The sequence below is a fragment of the Pseudozobellia sp. WGM2 genome, assembly GCF_017810075.1.
Classification (GTDB): Bacteria; Bacteroidota; Bacteroidia; order Flavobacteriales; family Flavobacteriaceae; genus JADNYK01.
Genome location: NZ_JADNYK010000011.1, coordinates 81543 through 98630 on the forward strand (window position 1 = coordinate 81543; position 17088 = coordinate 98630).

14 protein-coding genes and 5 tRNA genes are annotated in these 17088 nt (G+C 39.8%); all 19 read left to right on the forward strand.

Features of this window, described 5'->3' with window-relative positions:
• The 19 genes from IV512_RS18910 to rpoC all read left to right on the forward strand — a co-directional run bounded on the left by IV512_RS18910 (position 1) and on the right by rpoC (position 17082).
• The gene (locus IV512_RS18910; protein WP_209406215.1) at positions 1 to 879 is read left to right on the forward strand and encodes a ComEA family DNA-binding protein; all 879 of its coding nucleotides are present in this window, start codon (positions 1 to 3) and stop codon (positions 877 to 879) included.
• Positions 880 to 890: 11 nt separating this feature from the next.
• Positions 891 to 2063, forward strand: coding sequence for an acyl-CoA dehydrogenase family protein (locus tag IV512_RS18915; RefSeq protein WP_209406217.1), 1173 nt, complete (start codon positions 891 to 893; stop codon positions 2061 to 2063).
• 132 nt (positions 2064 to 2195) lie between these two features.
• On the forward strand, positions 2196 to 2390 hold the full coding sequence (gene rpsU, locus IV512_RS18920) for a 30S ribosomal protein S21 (RefSeq protein WP_038234876.1): 195 nt from the start codon (positions 2196 to 2198) through the stop codon (positions 2388 to 2390).
• Between the two features lie 158 nt (positions 2391 to 2548).
• A complete protein-coding gene (locus IV512_RS18925) occupies positions 2549 to 3439 on the forward strand; it encodes a tyrosine-type recombinase/integrase (protein WP_209406219.1) in 891 nt (296 codons plus the stop codon).
• Between the two features lie 46 nt (positions 3440 to 3485).
• Positions 3486 to 3788, forward strand: a complete 303-nt coding sequence (gene hpf / locus IV512_RS18930; protein WP_100871316.1) for a ribosome hibernation-promoting factor, HPF/YfiA family — start codon at positions 3486 to 3488, stop codon at positions 3786 to 3788.
• Between the two features lie 101 nt (positions 3789 to 3889).
• A tRNA-Thr gene (locus tag IV512_RS18935) sits at positions 3890 to 3963 on the forward strand.
• 76 nt (positions 3964 to 4039) lie between these two features.
• Positions 4040 to 4124, forward strand: a tRNA-Tyr gene (locus IV512_RS18940).
• An 82-nt stretch (positions 4125 to 4206) separates the two neighbouring features.
• Positions 4207 to 4279, forward strand: a tRNA-Gly gene (locus tag IV512_RS18945).
• An 85-nt stretch (positions 4280 to 4364) separates the two neighbouring features.
• Positions 4365 to 4436: transfer RNA gene (locus tag IV512_RS18950), tRNA-Thr, on the forward strand.
• 54 nt (positions 4437 to 4490) lie between these two features.
• A complete protein-coding gene (gene tuf, locus IV512_RS18955) occupies positions 4491 to 5678 on the forward strand; it encodes an elongation factor Tu (RefSeq protein ID WP_100871317.1) in 1188 nt (395 codons plus the stop codon).
• Positions 5679 to 5752: 74 nt separating this feature from the next.
• Positions 5753 to 5828: transfer RNA gene (locus IV512_RS18960), tRNA-Trp, on the forward strand.
• An 11-nt stretch (positions 5829 to 5839) separates the two neighbouring features.
• Positions 5840 to 6028 (forward strand): preprotein translocase subunit SecE, encoded by a 189-nt coding sequence (gene secE, locus IV512_RS18965; protein ID WP_209406221.1) that lies wholly within the window; start codon positions 5840 to 5842, stop codon positions 6026 to 6028.
• 10 nt (positions 6029 to 6038) lie between these two features.
• Entirely contained in the window at positions 6039 to 6590 is a 552-nt protein-coding gene (gene nusG / locus IV512_RS18970; protein WP_209406223.1) for a transcription termination/antitermination protein NusG, read from the forward strand.
• A gap of 67 nt (positions 6591 to 6657) precedes the next feature.
• Complete coding sequence (gene rplK, locus IV512_RS18975) at positions 6658 to 7095, forward strand: 50S ribosomal protein L11 (RefSeq protein WP_209406225.1); 438 nt, start codon at positions 6658 to 6660, stop codon at positions 7093 to 7095.
• Between the two features lie 20 nt (positions 7096 to 7115).
• Entirely contained in the window at positions 7116 to 7805 is a 690-nt protein-coding gene (gene rplA / locus IV512_RS18980) for a 50S ribosomal protein L1 (protein ID WP_100871321.1), read from the forward strand.
• Positions 7806 to 7833: 28 nt separating this feature from the next.
• Positions 7834 to 8349, forward strand: coding sequence for a 50S ribosomal protein L10 (gene rplJ, locus IV512_RS18985; protein ID WP_209406227.1), 516 nt, complete (start codon positions 7834 to 7836; stop codon positions 8347 to 8349).
• 28 nt (positions 8350 to 8377) lie between these two features.
• A complete protein-coding gene (gene rplL / locus IV512_RS18990) occupies positions 8378 to 8779 on the forward strand; it encodes a 50S ribosomal protein L7/L12 (RefSeq protein WP_371743326.1) in 402 nt (133 codons plus the stop codon).
• 156 nt (positions 8780 to 8935) lie between these two features.
• Positions 8936 to 12745 carry a DNA-directed RNA polymerase subunit beta gene (rpoB, locus tag IV512_RS18995; RefSeq protein WP_209406229.1) on the forward strand — a complete coding sequence of 1270 codons (3810 nt, stop codon included), beginning with the start codon at positions 8936 to 8938 and terminating at the stop codon, positions 12743 to 12745.
• 38 nt (positions 12746 to 12783) lie between these two features.
• Positions 12784 to 17082, forward strand: coding sequence for a DNA-directed RNA polymerase subunit beta' (gene rpoC, locus IV512_RS19000; RefSeq protein ID WP_209406231.1), 4299 nt, complete (start codon positions 12784 to 12786; stop codon positions 17080 to 17082).
• Positions 17083 to 17088: the final 6 nt, after the last annotated feature.

A 17088-nucleotide genomic window follows, 5' to 3' on the forward strand; every position in this document is an offset into this window, starting at 1 on the left:
ATGAAGAATATAAAATCCCACTTCAAGTTCAACAAGCAAGAACGAAGTGGGATTTTCTTTTTACTATTAATTATTGTGATTTTACAATTAGCTTTTGTTTTGGTTCGTGTTTTTCCGTTTCGAGAAGAGAGTGAATCCTTTAAAATAAATGAACAGTTACAAGAAAGTATTGATAGCCTCAAACGAGAGGCTGTCAATATCGAAAAATCTCAAATATTTCCTTTCAATCCTAACTATATAACTGATTATAAGGGCTATACTTTAGGCATGTCAACTGACGAAATTGACCGTCTACACGCCTATAGAGGTACGGGGAAATTCATTAATAGTGTCGATGAATTTCAGGAGATAACAGAAGTTTCCGATTCGCTGTTAAATGCTATTTCGCCGTACTTCAAATTTCCTGAATGGGTAACTTCTCCAAGAAAGAAATATATAAAACAACCGTCGACAAGGCCATCCGCAGAAATAGTTTCAAAATTAGTAAAGGATATAAATACGGCTACTATAGAAGATTTCAAACAAATTAATGGTATAGGTGACAAACTATCTGGCCGAATCGTTAAGTTCAGAGATAGGTTAGGTGGTTTTCTAATAGATGAGCAATTGTACGATGTATATGCTTTGGAACCTGAGGTGGCCAAAATGGCTCTGACCCGGTTTAGAGTATTAAACCCACCTAAGATTGTAAAAATTAATGTCAATAGTGCGACAGCAAATGAGATTGCTCAATTGGTATATATAAGATGGCAAGTAGCCGAACGAATTGTTGCCTATAGGGAAAACAAAGGTAGAATCAGTTCATTGGATGAGTTGCAAAATATTGAAGATTTTCCATCAGATAAGAAAGATAGAATAGCCTTATATTTGTCCCTATAAAAAAACGAGCTATGCATGGTATGTACTTCACTGAAGAACACCAACTATTTAGAGAAAGCCTTAAAGATTTTTTGCAAAAAGAAGTAGTTCCACATATTGAAAAGTGGGAGCAAACCGGTGAAATAGAGCGGTTTATTTGGGGTAAATTTGGCGAAATGGGTTACTTCGGCCTGGCTACACCTGAAGAATATGGCGGTCTCGGTCTTGATCTTTTTTACACCGTTATCTTCATCGAAGAACTTCAGAAAATTAATTCCGGCGGTTTTGCCGCTGCGATGTGGGCTCATGCCTATTTGGCCATGACGCATTTGAACAAAAATGCCGACCACGCGCAAAAGACAAAATATTTGACGCCGAGTGTGGGCGGAGAAAAGATCGGCTGTCTAGGCATATCTGAGCCTTTTGGAGGTAGTGATGTTGCTGGAATGCGTACCACTGCAAAAAGGGATGGTGATTTTTATATAATCAACGGATCAAAAACGTTCATCACTAACGGCGTATACGGTGATTTTATCGTATTGGCGGCAAAAACCGATTCAGATGCAGGTAATAAAGGGATAAGTATATTTATTGTTGATTTGCAGAGTGAAGGGGTCTCATCGAATAAGCTCAACAAATTAGGTTGGCGAGCTTCCGACACTGCTGAACTGGCTTTTGATAATGTGAAAGTTTCCGCTGCCAATAGAATAGGTGAAGAGGGTAGTGGTTTTGGCTTTATTATGGAAGCTTTTGCCCTTGAACGCTTAATAATGGGCATAAATGCACATGCCAGGGCTGAATATGCATTAGAGTATGCCCTGCAATATATGTCGGAAAGGGAGGCCTTCGGAAAATCGATCAATCAATTTCAGGCCCTACGACATAAGTTTGTAGAGCTACAGGCCGACATGGAAATGTGTAAGTACTATAATTATGGTGTTTGCTATAAAATGGATAAGGGCGAATATGTCGTGAAAGAAGCGACCATGTCTAAATTGAAATCGACCAAAATGGCCGACGAGGTTATTTATAGTTGTCTTCAATTTTTAGGAGGTTATGGATATATAGAAGATTACCCCATGGCACGTCTATTGCGAGACAGTAGGTTGGGGCCAATCGGTGGCGGAACCTCTGAAATATTAAAAGAAATTCTTGCGAAGATAATAATAGACAAAAAGGAGTATAGGGCTCCTAAAAGTACCTGATCTTTTCATTTGTAGAATTGATTTTTACTATACCTTCAATTTTTCAACATTAAAGCTAGATTACTAGTGTGGGTTTGTAAAATTGTTTATATATTTGCAGTCTTAAATTTTAAAGAAAGGAGGTTGTAGCCAATGTTAATTATACCAGTAAAAGAAGGAGAAAACATCGATAGGGCTTTAAAGCGTTTCAAGCGTAAGTTTGATAAGACGGGTACTATGCGAAGATTGAGAAAGCGTCAGCAATTCACAAAACCCTCCGTTGAGCGAAGAGCTCAGATTCAAAAAGCAGAATATATTCAAGGTCTAAGAGATAAAGAAGAAATCTAAACTCTTTTACCTACGTATTAAATATTACAATCCTATCATAATAGCATTATGATAGGATTTTTTTATGCCAAGTTTCAAAATTTGGGGTTCTTTGTCAGAACCTTTTCAATTAAGGTTTGGTGCTTTATCATGATGGCTGTTTTTACTAACTTCGTGATATGGAGCTTCAATCTTTTGTGTCATACCTTTCGCTTGAAAAAAATTATTCTATTCATACCGTTACTGCGTATATCAATGACATAGAGAGTTTTGCCAAGTTTTGTCATGATGAATACTCTCTTGAAGATATTGATGAAGTATCTTATCCGTTGATACGGGGTTGGGTTGTGTACTTGGTAGATTCGACTGTCTCTAATAGGTCAGTGAACAGAAAAACGGCATCGTTAAAGGCGTATTACAAGTTTCTGCAGGGTATAGGTAAGATATCGGCAAATCCGTTAGCTAAGCATAGAGCTTTGAAAACTGCGAAAAAAGTACAGGTGCCATTTTCTGAAAGTGAAATGGAAAAAGTTTTATCGGAAATAGAATTTCCTGAAAATTATGAAGGAGTCAGGGATAGGTTGATTATTGAGCTATTGTATGCTACGGGTATGCGTAGGGCCGAACTGATTAATTTAAAGTTGGCCGATATTAATATTACCGCCGGTCATCTCAAGGTCCTGGGCAAAAGAAACAAAGAGCGTATAGTGCCTATGTTGACTTCTGCACAAGAGCTATTTGTCGATTATTTAGACCTTCGAAACGGGCTTCCCGTTATCAAAGATGAAGGTTATGTTTTCCTGTTAAAATCGGGTTATAAATTATATGAAACCCTTGTTTATCGTTTAATAAATAAGTATTTTAGTGAAGTGTCGCTTAAAGTTAAGAGAAGCCCCCATATCTTAAGACACACCTTTGCTACGCATTTGCTTAACAAAGGTGCTGATTTAAATTCAGTAAAGGAGTTGCTTGGTCACTCAAGCTTGGCATCTACTCAAGTATACACGCATAACAGTATTGCCGAGCTGAAAAAAGTGCATTTCAAGGCCCATCCTAGAGGTAAGGAGTAAGGGCTTGTTTACATTTTACATTGTTTAATTTTTAAAACTTCAACCTATGAAAGTAAACGTGCAATCGGTTAATTTCAATGCCGACAGAAAACTTATTGATTTTTTGCAAACTAAAATGGATAAGTTAGAAACCTTTTATGATAAGGTAATTAGTTCCGATGTTTATTTGAAAGTAGAAAATACCAGTTCCAAAGAAAACAAGATAGTTGAGATAAAGCTCAATGTGCCAGGGGATAAGTTCATGGTGAAAAAGCAATGTAAGTCATTTGAAGAGGCGATAGATTCTTCGTGTAGTTCTTTAGAGAGAAAGCTAATTAAGCGCAAAGAAAAACTTCGCGTACAGGCCTGATGAAAATTTTTGATATTTTGTTTTGAATAAATAAAAATATCTCTACATTTGCAGTCCGTTAGAAATAGCGGACTTTTTTATGCTTAAAAAAGGCTAGAAAGGCCGATGTAGCTCAGCTGGCTAGAGCAGCTGATTTGTAATCAGCAGGTCGTGGGTTCGAGTCCCTCCATCGGCTCAAAATATCAAGAAAAACTACGGTTTTTAAGATGTTGGCCTTAAGTGTTGAAAAGGTGAAATATTGAACAAGGCTAGGGGAGATACTCAAGCGGCCAACGAGGGCAGACTGTAAATCTGCTGACTATGTCTTCGCAGGTTCGAATCCTGCTCTCCCCACCAGTTCGAGAATTTAGTTCTCGAGTACGGGTTTTCGTTCCAAAAATTTGGAATGTTGATTTGAAATGTTGAAGTTTAAGAAAATGCGGGAGTAGCTCAGTTGGTAGAGCGTCAGCCTTCCAAGCTGAATGTCGCCGGTTCGAACCCGGTCTCCCGCTCAAAATTGGCAGTCGCGCCATATCTGCGAAGGCAGGCATCTCTTCCTTTTTACTTTTGTAGGGATGAAGATATTAAACACTTTACGCCGACGTAGCTCAGGGGTAGAGCGTTTCCTTGGTAAGGAAGAGGTCACGGGTTCAATTCCCGTCGTTGGCTCAAGAAGGCATTATTTGTACACTAATATATAACTAAGATTAAAATTCATTAAAAATGGCAAAGGAAACTTTTGATCGTTCCAAACCGCACTTAAATATAGGTACTATTGGACACGTGGATCACGGTAAAACAACATTGACAGCTGCTATTACTACTGTATTGGCGAACGCTGGTCTTTCTGAACTTAGAAGTTTTGACTCAATTGATAACGCTCCTGAAGAGAAAGAAAGGGGTATTACAATCAACACTTCCCACGTAGAGTATCAAACAGCTAACCGTCACTACGCGCACGTTGACTGTCCTGGTCACGCCGATTACGTGAAGAACATGGTAACTGGTGCTGCTCAGATGGATGGTGCTATCTTGGTTGTTGCTGCGACTGATGGTCCTATGCCACAGACTCGTGAGCACATCTTGCTTGGTCGTCAGGTTGGTATTCCAAGAATCGTTGTTTTCTTGAACAAAGTTGACATGGTTGATGATGAAGAGCTTTTAGAATTAGTTGAAATGGAGGTAAGAGAATTACTTTCTTTCTACGAATATGACGGTGATAACGGACCTGTAATCTCTGGTTCTGCTTTAGGTGCACTTAACGGTGAGCAAAAATGGGTAGATACCGTAATGGAGCTTATGGAGGCTGTTGATAACTGGATCGAACTTCCTAAGAGGGATGTTGATAAAGATTTCTTGATGCCTGTTGAAGATGTATTTACGATTACTGGTCGTGGTACTGTTGCAACTGGTCGTATCGAAACTGGTATCGCTAACACTGGTGATGCTGTTGATATCATTGGTATGGGTGCTGAGAAATTAGCTTCTACGATTACTGGTGTTGAGATGTTCCGTAAGATTTTGGATAGAGGTGAAGCTGGTGATAACGTAGGTATTCTTTTGAGAGGTATCGAAAAATCTCAGATTAGCCGTGGTATGGTTATTTGTAAGCCTGGTTCTGTTAAGCCGCATGCTAAATTTGAGGCAGAAGTTTATATCTTGAAAAAAGAAGAAGGTGGGCGTCACACTCCATTCCATAACAATTATCGTCCACAGTTCTATGTAAGAACTACCGATGTTACTGGAAACATTGCTCTTCCTTCTGGAGTAGAAATGGTTATGCCTGGTGATAACTTGACGATTACAGTTGAGTTGATTCAGCCAATCGCCTTGAGTATGGGTCTACGTTTTGCGATTCGTGAAGGTGGTAGAACTGTAGGTGCTGGTCAGGTTACCAAAATCCTAGATTAAAATTTAGTATTAGATAGTATAAATTGTATTAAGGGTGTCCTTCTTAGGTTGGACACCTTTAAATGCAATTATAAACGGGTGTAGCTCAGTTGGTAGAGCACTGGTCTCCAAAACCAGGTGTCGGGAGTTCGAGCCTCTCCTCCCGTGCCAAATATAATAGTATGTTGACGTATATTAAAGAATCAATGGAAGAGCTTCGTAACAATGTTACGCTGCCTTCAAGGGCTGAGTCTTCTAACCTGATGGTTATCGTTGCGGTATTTTCCATCTTATTCGCTTTGGCGACTTGGGGTATCGATACGGTATTCAGCAAATTGGTGCAGTTATATTTCAACAACATCTTAAACTAAAGCAATCGCTATGTCGGAAGTATTGGAAAAGAAATGGTATGTCGTGCGTGCTGTCAGTGGTCAAGAGAATAAAATCAAGGGCTATATTGAGAGTGAGGTCGAAAGACATGGCTTTTCTGATTATTTAGAAGATGTTTTGGTGCCGACTGAAAAGGTGATTCAAATACGAAACGGGAAAAAAATCAATAAAGAACGTGTTTATTTTCCCGGTTATATAATGATCAAAGCGAACCTTGGTGGTGAAATGATTCACATTATTAGGTCGATTACCAATGTAATCGGTTTTCTAGGTGAAACCAAAGGTGGTGATCCCGTACCTCTTCGCAAGTCTGAAGTGAACAGAATGCTTGGTAAGGCCGATGAATTGGCTGTAAATACCGATAGTGTTGCGATACCTTTTACCCATGGCGAGACAGTTAAGGTTATTGATGGGCCTTTTAACGGGTTTAATGGTACGGTTGAAAAAATCAATGAAGAAAAGCGTAAGCTTGAGGTAATGGTTAAGATTTTCGGTAGAAAAACACCATTAGAGCTCAGTTATATGCAGGTTGAGAAAATATAATTTTTGAGTGTTACATATTTAAGTTGTGTTGCTTCCAATTGATACAACTTTAATTTAATTCTAAACAATGGCAAAAGAAGTAGGTAAAGTAGTTAAACTACAAGTTAGGGGAGGTGCAGCGAATCCATCGCCACCGGTTGGACCCGCCTTAGGTGCTGCCGGCGTTAACATTATGGAGTTCTGTAAGCAGTTTAATGCTCGTACGCAGGACAAACAGGGCAAAGTATTGCCTGTTGTTATCACCGTATACAAAGACAAATCATTTGACTTTGTTGTTAAAACACCACCGGCGGCCGTTCAATTGATGGAAGCAGCTAAGATTAAAAAAGGATCTGGCGAACCTAACCGTGTAAAATCTGGTAATGTTACTTGGGATCAAGTAAGGGCAATAGCCGAAGATAAAATGGCTGATCTTAATGCATTTACCATAGAGTCAGCAATGAGTATGGTTGCTGGTACAGCAAGGTCTATGGGCATGAAAGTAGCTGGTAAAAGACCTTTTTAAAATCTTATAAAGCAATTTAAATGGCAAAGTTAACAAAGAAACAAAAAGAGGCCAGTGCCAAGATAGATAGAGACAAAATGTACTCTATTGAAGAAGGTGCCGCTTTGGTAAAGGATATTACTAATGTAAAATTCGATGCATCTGTAGATTTGGCGATTCGTTTGGGTGTAGATCCCAGAAAAGCCAATCAAATGGTTCGTGGCGTAGTTACGCTACCTCATGGTACTGGTAAAGATGTGAAGGTTTTGGCTTTAGTTACTCCAGATAAAGAAGCAGAGGCTACAGAAGCCGGTGCTGATTTTGTAGGATTAGACGAGTATTTGGATAAAATCAAAGGTGGTTGGACCGATGTTGACGTAATCATCACCATGCCAAGTGTAATGGGTAAATTAGGCCCATTAGGGCGTGTATTGGGCCCAAGAGGTTTGATGCCTAATCCAAAGACAGGAACGGTTACTATGGATGTTGCAAAAGCAGTATCTGATGTTAAAGCCGGTAAAATCGATTTCAAAGTTGATAAGACAGGTATAGTTCACGCAGCTATCGGGAAAGTATCTTTCTCGGCAGACAAGATTGCTGATAATGCCAAAGAACTTATCGATACTTTGATCAAGATGAAGCCTGCAGCTGCTAAGGGTGTTTACATGAAGAGTGTCTTTATGTCTAGTACAATGAGCCCTAGCCTTCAGCTAGATCCAAAAACAGTTTAATCGAACTGGGTAGTTCAAAATTTACAGTATGACAAGAGAAGAAAAAGCAATCGTAATACAGGATTTGACTTCGCAGTTAGCCGATAGCCCTACCATTTATTTGGCGGATATATCGGGATTGAACGCTTCACAAACTTCTGATTTAAGAAGAGCGGCCTTTAAGGCCAATGTGAAATTGGCGGTAGTCAAAAACACTTTGCTTGCAAAAGCAATGGAAGCTTCCGATAAAGAATTCGGTGACCTTCCGGGAGTGCTCAAGGGTAATACATCTTTGATGTTTTCCGAAGTAGGTAACGCGCCGGCAAAGTTGATCAAGACTTTCAGAAAAAAAGCTGAAAAGCCTTTGTTGAAAGGAGCTTTCGTTGAAGAAGCAATCTATATTGGTGATGAGAATTTAGATGCATTGGTGAGTATCAAGTCCAGAGAAGAAATGATTGGAGAAATCATTGGATTGTTACAATCACCTGCTAAGAACGTTATTTCCGGTCTTAAGTCCGGTGGTGGCAAAATAGCTGGCATCTTAAAGACATTATCAGAAAAATAAGTACGCACTAAACTAAGTATATTTCAAAATTTTATTAAACGATAGAAAAATGGCAGATTTAAAAGAATTCGCAGAACAGTTGGTAAACTTGACCGTAAAAGAGGTAAACGAGTTGGCCGATATATTGAAAGATGAGTATGGTATCGAGCCTGCAGCAGCAGCAGTGGCCGTAGCTGGCGGTGCCGGTGGTGCTGAAGCTGGTGAAGCAGCTGAAGAGCAAACAGAATTTGACGTAATCTTAACAGCGGCCGGTGGTTCTAAACTAGCTGTAGTTAAATTGGTTAAAGAATTGACAGGTCTTGGCCTGAAAGATGCAAAAGACATCGTTGATAGTGCGCCTAAAGCAGTTAAAGAAGGTGTGGCTAAAGACGAGGCTGAAGGTATCAAAAAATCTTTGGAAGAAGCAGGAGCAGAAGTTGAGCTTAAATAATAGCAGCAACCATAGCACTATGTTTAGGTCTTTTTTCGTCCCCGGACGGAATTGGACCTAAACTTGTTTTTATATTCAATACGTATGTGAGGCGACATACGACCCATTATAGCCTACGCAATTTTAGAGTATTCACGTTCAAAACACTGTCCATAGATGTTCACACAACAGACTGAGAGAATAAATTTTGCATCCGCTAAGAACACGCCGGAATATCCGGATTTCTTGGACATTCAGATCAAGTCTTTTCAAGATTTTTTTCAACTTGAGACCAAATCTGACGAAAGGGGTGACGAAGGTTTGTACAATACCTTCCAAGAAAACTTCCCGATTACGGACACTCGTAACCAGTTCGTACTTGAATTTTTAGATTATTTCATAGATCCACCTAGATATTCCATCCAAGAATGTATAGAACGTGGGTTGACCTATAGTGTTCCTTTAAAGGCACGATTAAAATTATACTGTACCGATCCTGAGCATGAAGATTTCGAGACTATCGTGCAAGATGTTTATTTAGGTACGATTCCTTACATGACTCCCAGTGGAACATTTGTTATAAATGGTGCTGAAAGAGTTGTTGTATCACAATTACACCGTTCTCCAGGGGTTTTCTTCGGACAATCTTTTCACGCTAACGGAACAAAATTATACTCTGCAAGGGTTATACCGTTCAAAGGTTCTTGGATAGAATTTGCGACGGATATCAATGGCGTAATGTACGCTTATATTGACAGAAAGAAAAAATTACCGGTAACGACATTATTTAGAGCTATTGGTTTTGAAAGAGATAAGGATATTCTTGAGATATTCGATCTTTCAGAAGAAGTAAAAGTTTCTAAAGCCGGATTGAAAAAAGTGTTGGGTCGAAAATTGGCCGCCAGGGTATTGAATACTTGGCATGAAGATTTCGTTGATGAGGATACCGGCGAGGTAGTATCAATCGAAAGAAACGAAATTATTTTGGATCGCGATACAGTTCTTGAAAAAGAGCATATCGATGAGATTCTTGATGCCGACGTGAAAACCATTCTTTTGCACAAAGAAAATAATGCGCAATCGGATTATGCGATTATTCACAACACATTGCAAAAAGATCCTACTAACTCTGAAAAAGAGGCTGTAGAACATATTTACCGTCAATTGAGAAATGCCGAGCCGCCCGATGAAGAAACGGCTAGAGGTATAATTGATAAATTATTCTTTTCAGACCAACGTTACAATCTTGGTGAAGTAGGTCGATATAGAATGAACAAGAAGTTACAGTTGGATATTGGAATGGACAAGCAGGTCTTGACCAAAGAAGATATCATAACTATAATCAAATATTTGATCGAACTTATTAACTCTAAAGCGGAGATTGATGATATCGATCACTTGTCTAACCGTCGTGTTAGAACGGTAGGTGAGCAGTTGTCATCTCAGTTCGGCGTTGGTTTGGCACGTATGGCACGTACTATTCGTGAGCGTATGAATGTTCGCGATAATGAAGTGTTTACACCGATTGATTTGATTAATGCGAAAACACTTTCGTCGGTTATCAATTCATTTTTTGGTACGAACCAGTTGTCTCAGTTTATGGATCAAACGAATCCGTTGGCAGAGATTACGCATAAGAGAAGATTATCGGCATTAGGGCCAGGTGGTCTTTCAAGAGAAAGAGCAGGTTTTGAGGTTCGTGATGTTCACTATACGCACTACGGTAGACTTTGTCCGATTGAAACTCCTGAAGGTCCGAACATTGGTTTGATTTCTTCACTTGCAGTGTTTTCCAAAGTAAATCCGATGGGCTTTTTAGAGACTCCATACCGTAAGGTCGAAAACAGTATAGTAGATACTTCGGAATACAGATACTTAAGCGCCGAAGAGGAAGAGGGAATGAAAATTGCTCAGGCAAACATTCCTCTTAAAGAAAATGGTCAAATAGACAGTGAAAAGGTGATTGCTCGTGAAGAAGGTGATTTTCCTGTAGTAGACCCATCCGAAGTAAACTATACAGATGTTGCGCCTAATCAAATTGCATCGATTTCTGCGTCATTGATTCCTTTCTTGGAGCATGATGATGCGAACCGTGCATTGATGGGGTCGAACATGATGCGTCAAGCGGTTCCATTATTGAGACCACAGTCTCCGATAGTGGGTACAGGTCTTGAACGTCAGGTTGCTTCTGACTCTAGGGTATTGATCAATGCAGAAGGTGATGGAACTATTGTTTATGTTGATGCCAAAAAAATCACCGTAAAATATGACAGAACCGATGCCGAGCGCTTGATCAGTTTTGAAGATGATTCTAAGAGTTACAACTTGGTGAAGTTTAGAAAAACGAACCAAGGTACCAGTATCAATCTAAAACCTATTGTTCGTAAGGGCGATAAGGTTAAAAAAGGTGAAGTTCTTTGTGAAGGTTATGCTACTGAAAAAGGTGAACTGGCATTAGGCCGTAACCTTACGGTGGCGTTCATGCCTTGGAAAGGGTATAACTTTGAGGATGCAATCGTGATTTCTGAAAAAGTGGTTAGAGAAGATATCTTTACTTCGATTCACGTTGATGAATATTCTTTAGAAGTTCGTGATACGAAATTGGGTGCTGAAGAATTAACTCATGATATACCTAACGTTTCAGAAGAGGCTACAAAAGATTTAGATGAAAACGGTATGATCCGTATCGGGGCCGAGGTTAAACCTGGTGACATCTTGATCGGTAAGATTACTCCAAAAGGAGAATCAGATCCAACACCGGAAGAAAAATTGCTTAGAGCAATTTTCGGAGATAAGGCGGGTGATGTTAAAGATGCTTCCTTGAAGGCCTCCCCATCATTACGAGGTGTTGTTATCGACAAGAAATTGTTCTCTAGATCGGTAAAAGATAAGCGTAAGCGATCTGAAGATAAAGAAGAGTTGAACAAGCTTGAGCTTGAATACGAGGTGAAATTCCAAGAATTGAAAGATGTTCTTATCGAAAAGCTTTTCACTTTGGTGAACGGTAAAACTTCACAGGGCGTCTTGAATGATTTGGGAGAAGAAGTTTTACCTAAAGGAAAGAAATACACCTTGAAAATGTTGAACTCTGTTGACGATTTCGCTCACTTGGTAGGCGGTAGTTGGACAACGGATAAAGACACCAATTCTTCTGTAGCAGATTTGTTGCATAACTACAAGATTAAGTTGAACGACCTTCAAGGTAACTTGAGAAGAGATAAGTTCACTATATCTGTAGGTGATGAGTTACCTGCTGGTATTATGAAGTTGGCCAAGGTTTATATTGCCAAGAAACGTAAGTTGAAAGTTGGTGATAAAATGGCAGGTCGTCACGGTAACAAAGGTATCGTTTCGCGTATCGTTCGTCAAGAAGATATGCCGTTCTTAGATGACGGTACTCCTGTTGATATCGTATTGAACCCATTAGGTGTACCCTCTCGTATGAATATTGGGCAGATATATGAAACTGTTCTTGGTTGGGCCGGATTGAAGTTGGGCAGAAAATTTGCTACTCCGATTTTTGATGGTGCCTCACTAGATGAAATTAATGGGTATACTGATGAAGCCGGTATTCCAAGATTTGGACATACTTATTTATACGATGGTGGAACTGGCCAGCGTTTCGATCAACCTGCCACTGTGGGTGTAATCTACATGCTGAAATTGGGCCACATGGTTGATGATAAGATGCATGCGCGTTCTATCGGACCTTACTCATTGATTACACAGCAGCCATTAGGCGGTAAAGCACAGTTCGGTGGTCAGCGTTTTGGTGAAATGGAGGTTTGGGCCCTAGAGGCTTACGGTGCATCGGCTACTCTACGTGAGATATTGACCGTTAAGTCGGATGATGTAATCGGAAGAGCCAAGACCTACGAATCCATCGTTAAAGGTGAAACCATGCCAGAACCCGGTTTACCGGAATCTTTCAATGTATTGATGCACGAACTTAAAGGTTTGGGCTTGGATATACGTTTGGAAGAATAGTTAAGAACATACATTATAATATAGTAGCATAATACATTATGGCTAGAATAAAAGATAATAATCCAGTAAAAAGGTTTGACAAGATTTCCATTGGATTGGCTTCGCCAGAATCAATTTTGGCAGAGTCTCGCGGTGAGGTCTTAAAGCCTGAAACCATTAACTACCGAACTCATAAGCCGGAACGGGATGGGCTTTTTTGTGAGCGTATTTTCGGGCCTGTTAAGGATTATGAGTGTGCTTGTGGTAAGTACAAGCGTATTCGCTACCGCGGTATCGTATGTGACCGTTGTGGTGTTGAGGTAACTGAGAAAAAAGTACGTCGAGATAGAGTAGGGCATATCAACTTGGTGGTGCCTGTAGCTCATATCTGGTATTTTCGTTCGTTGCCGAACAAAATCGGATACCTTTTAGGACTTCCCTCCAAGAAATTGGATATGATCATCTATTATGAGAGATATGTGGTCATTCAGCCCGGTATTGCCAAAGGTCCTGAAGGGGAAGAAATCAATAAAATGGATTTCTTGACCGAAGAGGAGTATTTAACGATATTGGAATCTATTCCGATCGAGAATCAGTATTTAGAAGATTCAGACCCTAACAAGTTCATAGCTAAAATGGGTGCTGAATGTCTAATCGATCTTTTGGCTCGAATCGACTTGAAAGAGTTATCATACCAGTTACGTCACAAGGCGAACACCGAGACTTCGAAGCAAAGAAAGACTGAGGCTTTAAAGAGACTTCAAGTTGTCGAAGCCTTAAGAGAGTCGCAAGATAATAGGGAGAACAATCCGGAATGGATGATTATGAAAGTAATTCCGGTGATTCCACCAGAATTACGCCCGCTAGTTCCTTTAGATGGTGGTCGTTTCGCGACTTCAGATTTAAATGATCTTTACAGAAGGGTAATCATTCGTAACAACCGTTTAAAGCGATTGGTAGAGATTAAAGCTCCTGAGGTGATTCTTAGAAATGAGAAGCGAATGCTTCAAGAAGCTGTTGATTCTCTTTTCGACAACACTAGAAAGGCTTCTGCCGTTAAAACAGAATCGAATAGACCATTAAAATCTCTTTCAGATTCATTGAAAGGTAAGCAAGGTCGTTTCCGTCAAAACCTACTAGGTAAGCGTGTTGATTATTCTGCACGTTCGGTAATCGTCGTTGGGCCTGAATTGAATTTATACGAGTGTGGTCTTCCAAAAGATATGGCTGCTGAACTTTACAAGCCTTTCGTTATCAGAAAACTGATAGAGAGGGGTATCGTAAAGACAGTAAAGTCAGCCAAGAAAATTATAGATAAGAAAGAGCCCGTGGTTTGGGATATTCTTGAAAACGTGTTAAAAGGACATCCGGTTCTGTTGAACCGTGCCCCTACCTTGCACCGTTTGGGTATTCAAGCATTCCAGCCAAAACTTATCGAAGGTAAAGCGATTCGTTTGCACCCATTGGCGTGTACGGCGTTTAACGCGGATTTCGATGGTGACCAGATGGCGGTTCACTTGCCATTAGGACCTGAGGCTATTTTAGAAGCACAGTTATTAATGCTTGCTTCACAAAACATATTGAACCCTGCAAATGGTTCGCCAATTACGGTACCATCGCAGGATATGGTTCTAGGTCTGTATTATATGACCAAAGAGCGTAAATCGACGCCTGAGGTTCCAGTTCAAGGTGAAGGGTTAACTTTCTATTCTTCTGAAGAAGTTGAAATAGCTTTCAATGAAGGAAAAGTTGATTTGAACGCAGGTATTAAAGTACGTGCTAAAGACTTTAACGAAGAGGGCGATTTGGTAAGCCAAATCATTCCAACTACTGTTGGTCGAGTATTGTTCAATAAAAATGTTCCGGAACAAGCGGGTTACATTAACCAAGTATTGAACAAAAAGGCGTTAAGAAATATTATTGGTGATATTTTAGCGGTTACCGATGTTCCGACATCTGCTAACTTCTTAGATAGAATTAAGACTATGGGATATGAATTTGCTTTTAAAGGTGGATTGTCTTTTAGTTTAGGGGATATTATCATTCCTCAAGAGAAGCATGATATGATAGCCGATGCCAATGGCCAGGTCGATGGTATTATGGCGAACTATAACATGGGTCTTATTACCAACAACGAGCGTTATAACCAAGTTATTGATGTGTGGACGTCTACAAACGCCATGCTAACCGAATTGGCTATGAAGCGTATTCGAGAAGATCAGCAAGGTTTTAACTCGGTATATATGATGCTTGATTCTGGTGCGAGGGGTTCTAAAGAGCAAATTCGTCAGTTGACAGGTATGCGTGGTCTGATGGCCAAGCCGAAGAAATCTACTGCCGGAGGTGGAGAAATTATTGAAAACCCGATTCTTTCTAACTTTAAGGAGGGTCTTTCGATTCTTGAATACTTTATCTCTACGCACGGTGCCCGTAAAGGTCTTGCAGATACCGCTTTGAAAACTGCCGATGCCGGTTATTTGACCCGTCGATTGGTAGACGTCTCTCAAGATGTTATTATTAACATTGAAGATTGTGGTACGTTAAGAGGTATTGAGGTTGAAGCATTAAAGAAAAATGAAGAGGTTGTAGAATCTTTAGGAGAGCGTATCTTAGGTAGAGTTTCTTTACATGATGTTTATGATCCACTTACTGAAGAGTTGCTCTTAACTGCAGGCCAGCAGATTATGGAGGCTGATATGAAGAAAATCAAGAACTCTCCTATCGAAAAAATCGAAGTGCGTTCTGCCTTGACTTGTGAGGCTCCTAAGGGTATTTGCTCTAAATGTTACGGTAGAAACCTTTCTACGAACAAAATGGTTCAACGTGGTGAGGCTGTTGGTGTTGTAGCGGCGCAGTCTATTGGAGAACCGGGTACACAGTTGACCTTGCGTACTTTCCACGTGGGTGGTATTGCAGGTAACATTTCTGAAGATAATAAGCTAATCGCCAAATTTAGTGGTAAAGCTGAAATCGAAGACTTGCGTACGGTTAAAGGTCAAGATGCTGAAGGTAAAGCAGCGAATATCGTTATTTCGAGAACATCTGAAATTAAGATAATCGATACGAAAACCGGTATTACGCTAAGTACGAATAACATTCCTTACGGTTCTCAACTAATGATAGAGAATGGTGCAAAGGTTTCTAAAGATGATGTTGTATGTACTTGGGATCCTTATAATGGAGTTATTGTATCTGAATTCCCTGGTAAAATTGCTTATGAAAACATTGAGCAAGGTGTAACTTATCAGGTAGAAATTGATGAGCAGACCGGTTTCCAAGAAAAAGTAATTTCAGAATCTAGAAACAAAAAGTTGATTCCAACTCTTTTGATTCAAAATGATAAAGGTGAGACCTTACGTTCTTATAACCTACCGGTTGGTTCACATATCATGGTTGACAACGGTGATAAGATAAAAGAAGGTAAGATTTTGGTTAAGATTCCTCGTAAATCTGCAAAAGCAGGTGATATTACGGGTGGTCTACCAAGGGTAACCGAGCTTTTCGAAGCACGTAACCCATCTAACCCAGCTGTAGTTTCTGAGATTGACGGTGTTGTTTCTTTCGGAAAAATCAAAAGGGGTAACCGTGAAATCATCATTGAGTCTAAATTGGGCGAAATCAAAAAGTACTTGGTCAAACTATCGAACCAGATATTGGTTCAAGAGAATGACTATGTACGTGCGGGAATGCCATTATCAGACGGTTCTATAACTCCGGAAGATATTTTGGCTATCAAAGGTCCATCAGCGGTACAGCAGTATTTGGTGAACGAAGTTCAAGAAGTTTACCGTTTACAAGGTGTGAAGATTAATGACAAGCACTTTGAAGTTGTGGTAAGACAGATGATGCGTAAAGTACGAATTCAGGATCCAGGTGATACTATTTTCTTAGAGAACCAACTGGTTCATAAAGATGATTTTATTAGAGAGAATGATGAAATCTATGGTAAGAAAGTAGTTGTTGATAAAGGAGAGTCAGAAAATCTTAAAGAAGGACAAATCATTACAGCTCGTGAGCTACGTGACGAAAATTCTATTTTGAGAAGATCTGATAAGACTTTGGTCGAAGCTAAAGATGCTGTCGCGGCTACTGCGACACCGATACTTCAAGGTATTACACGTGCGTCGTTACAGACCAAGTCGTTTATCTCAGCTGCATCTTTCCAAGAGACAACTAAAGTATTGAACGAAGCTGCTGTAAGTGGTAAGATAGATACCTTAGAAGGATTGAAAGAAAATGTAATTGTAGGACATAAGATTCCTGCCGGTACCGGTATGCGTGACTATGAAAATATCATCGTAGGTTCTAAAGAAGAATACGATGAAATCATGGCCCGTAAGGAAGCTCTGAAATTCTAGTAATTA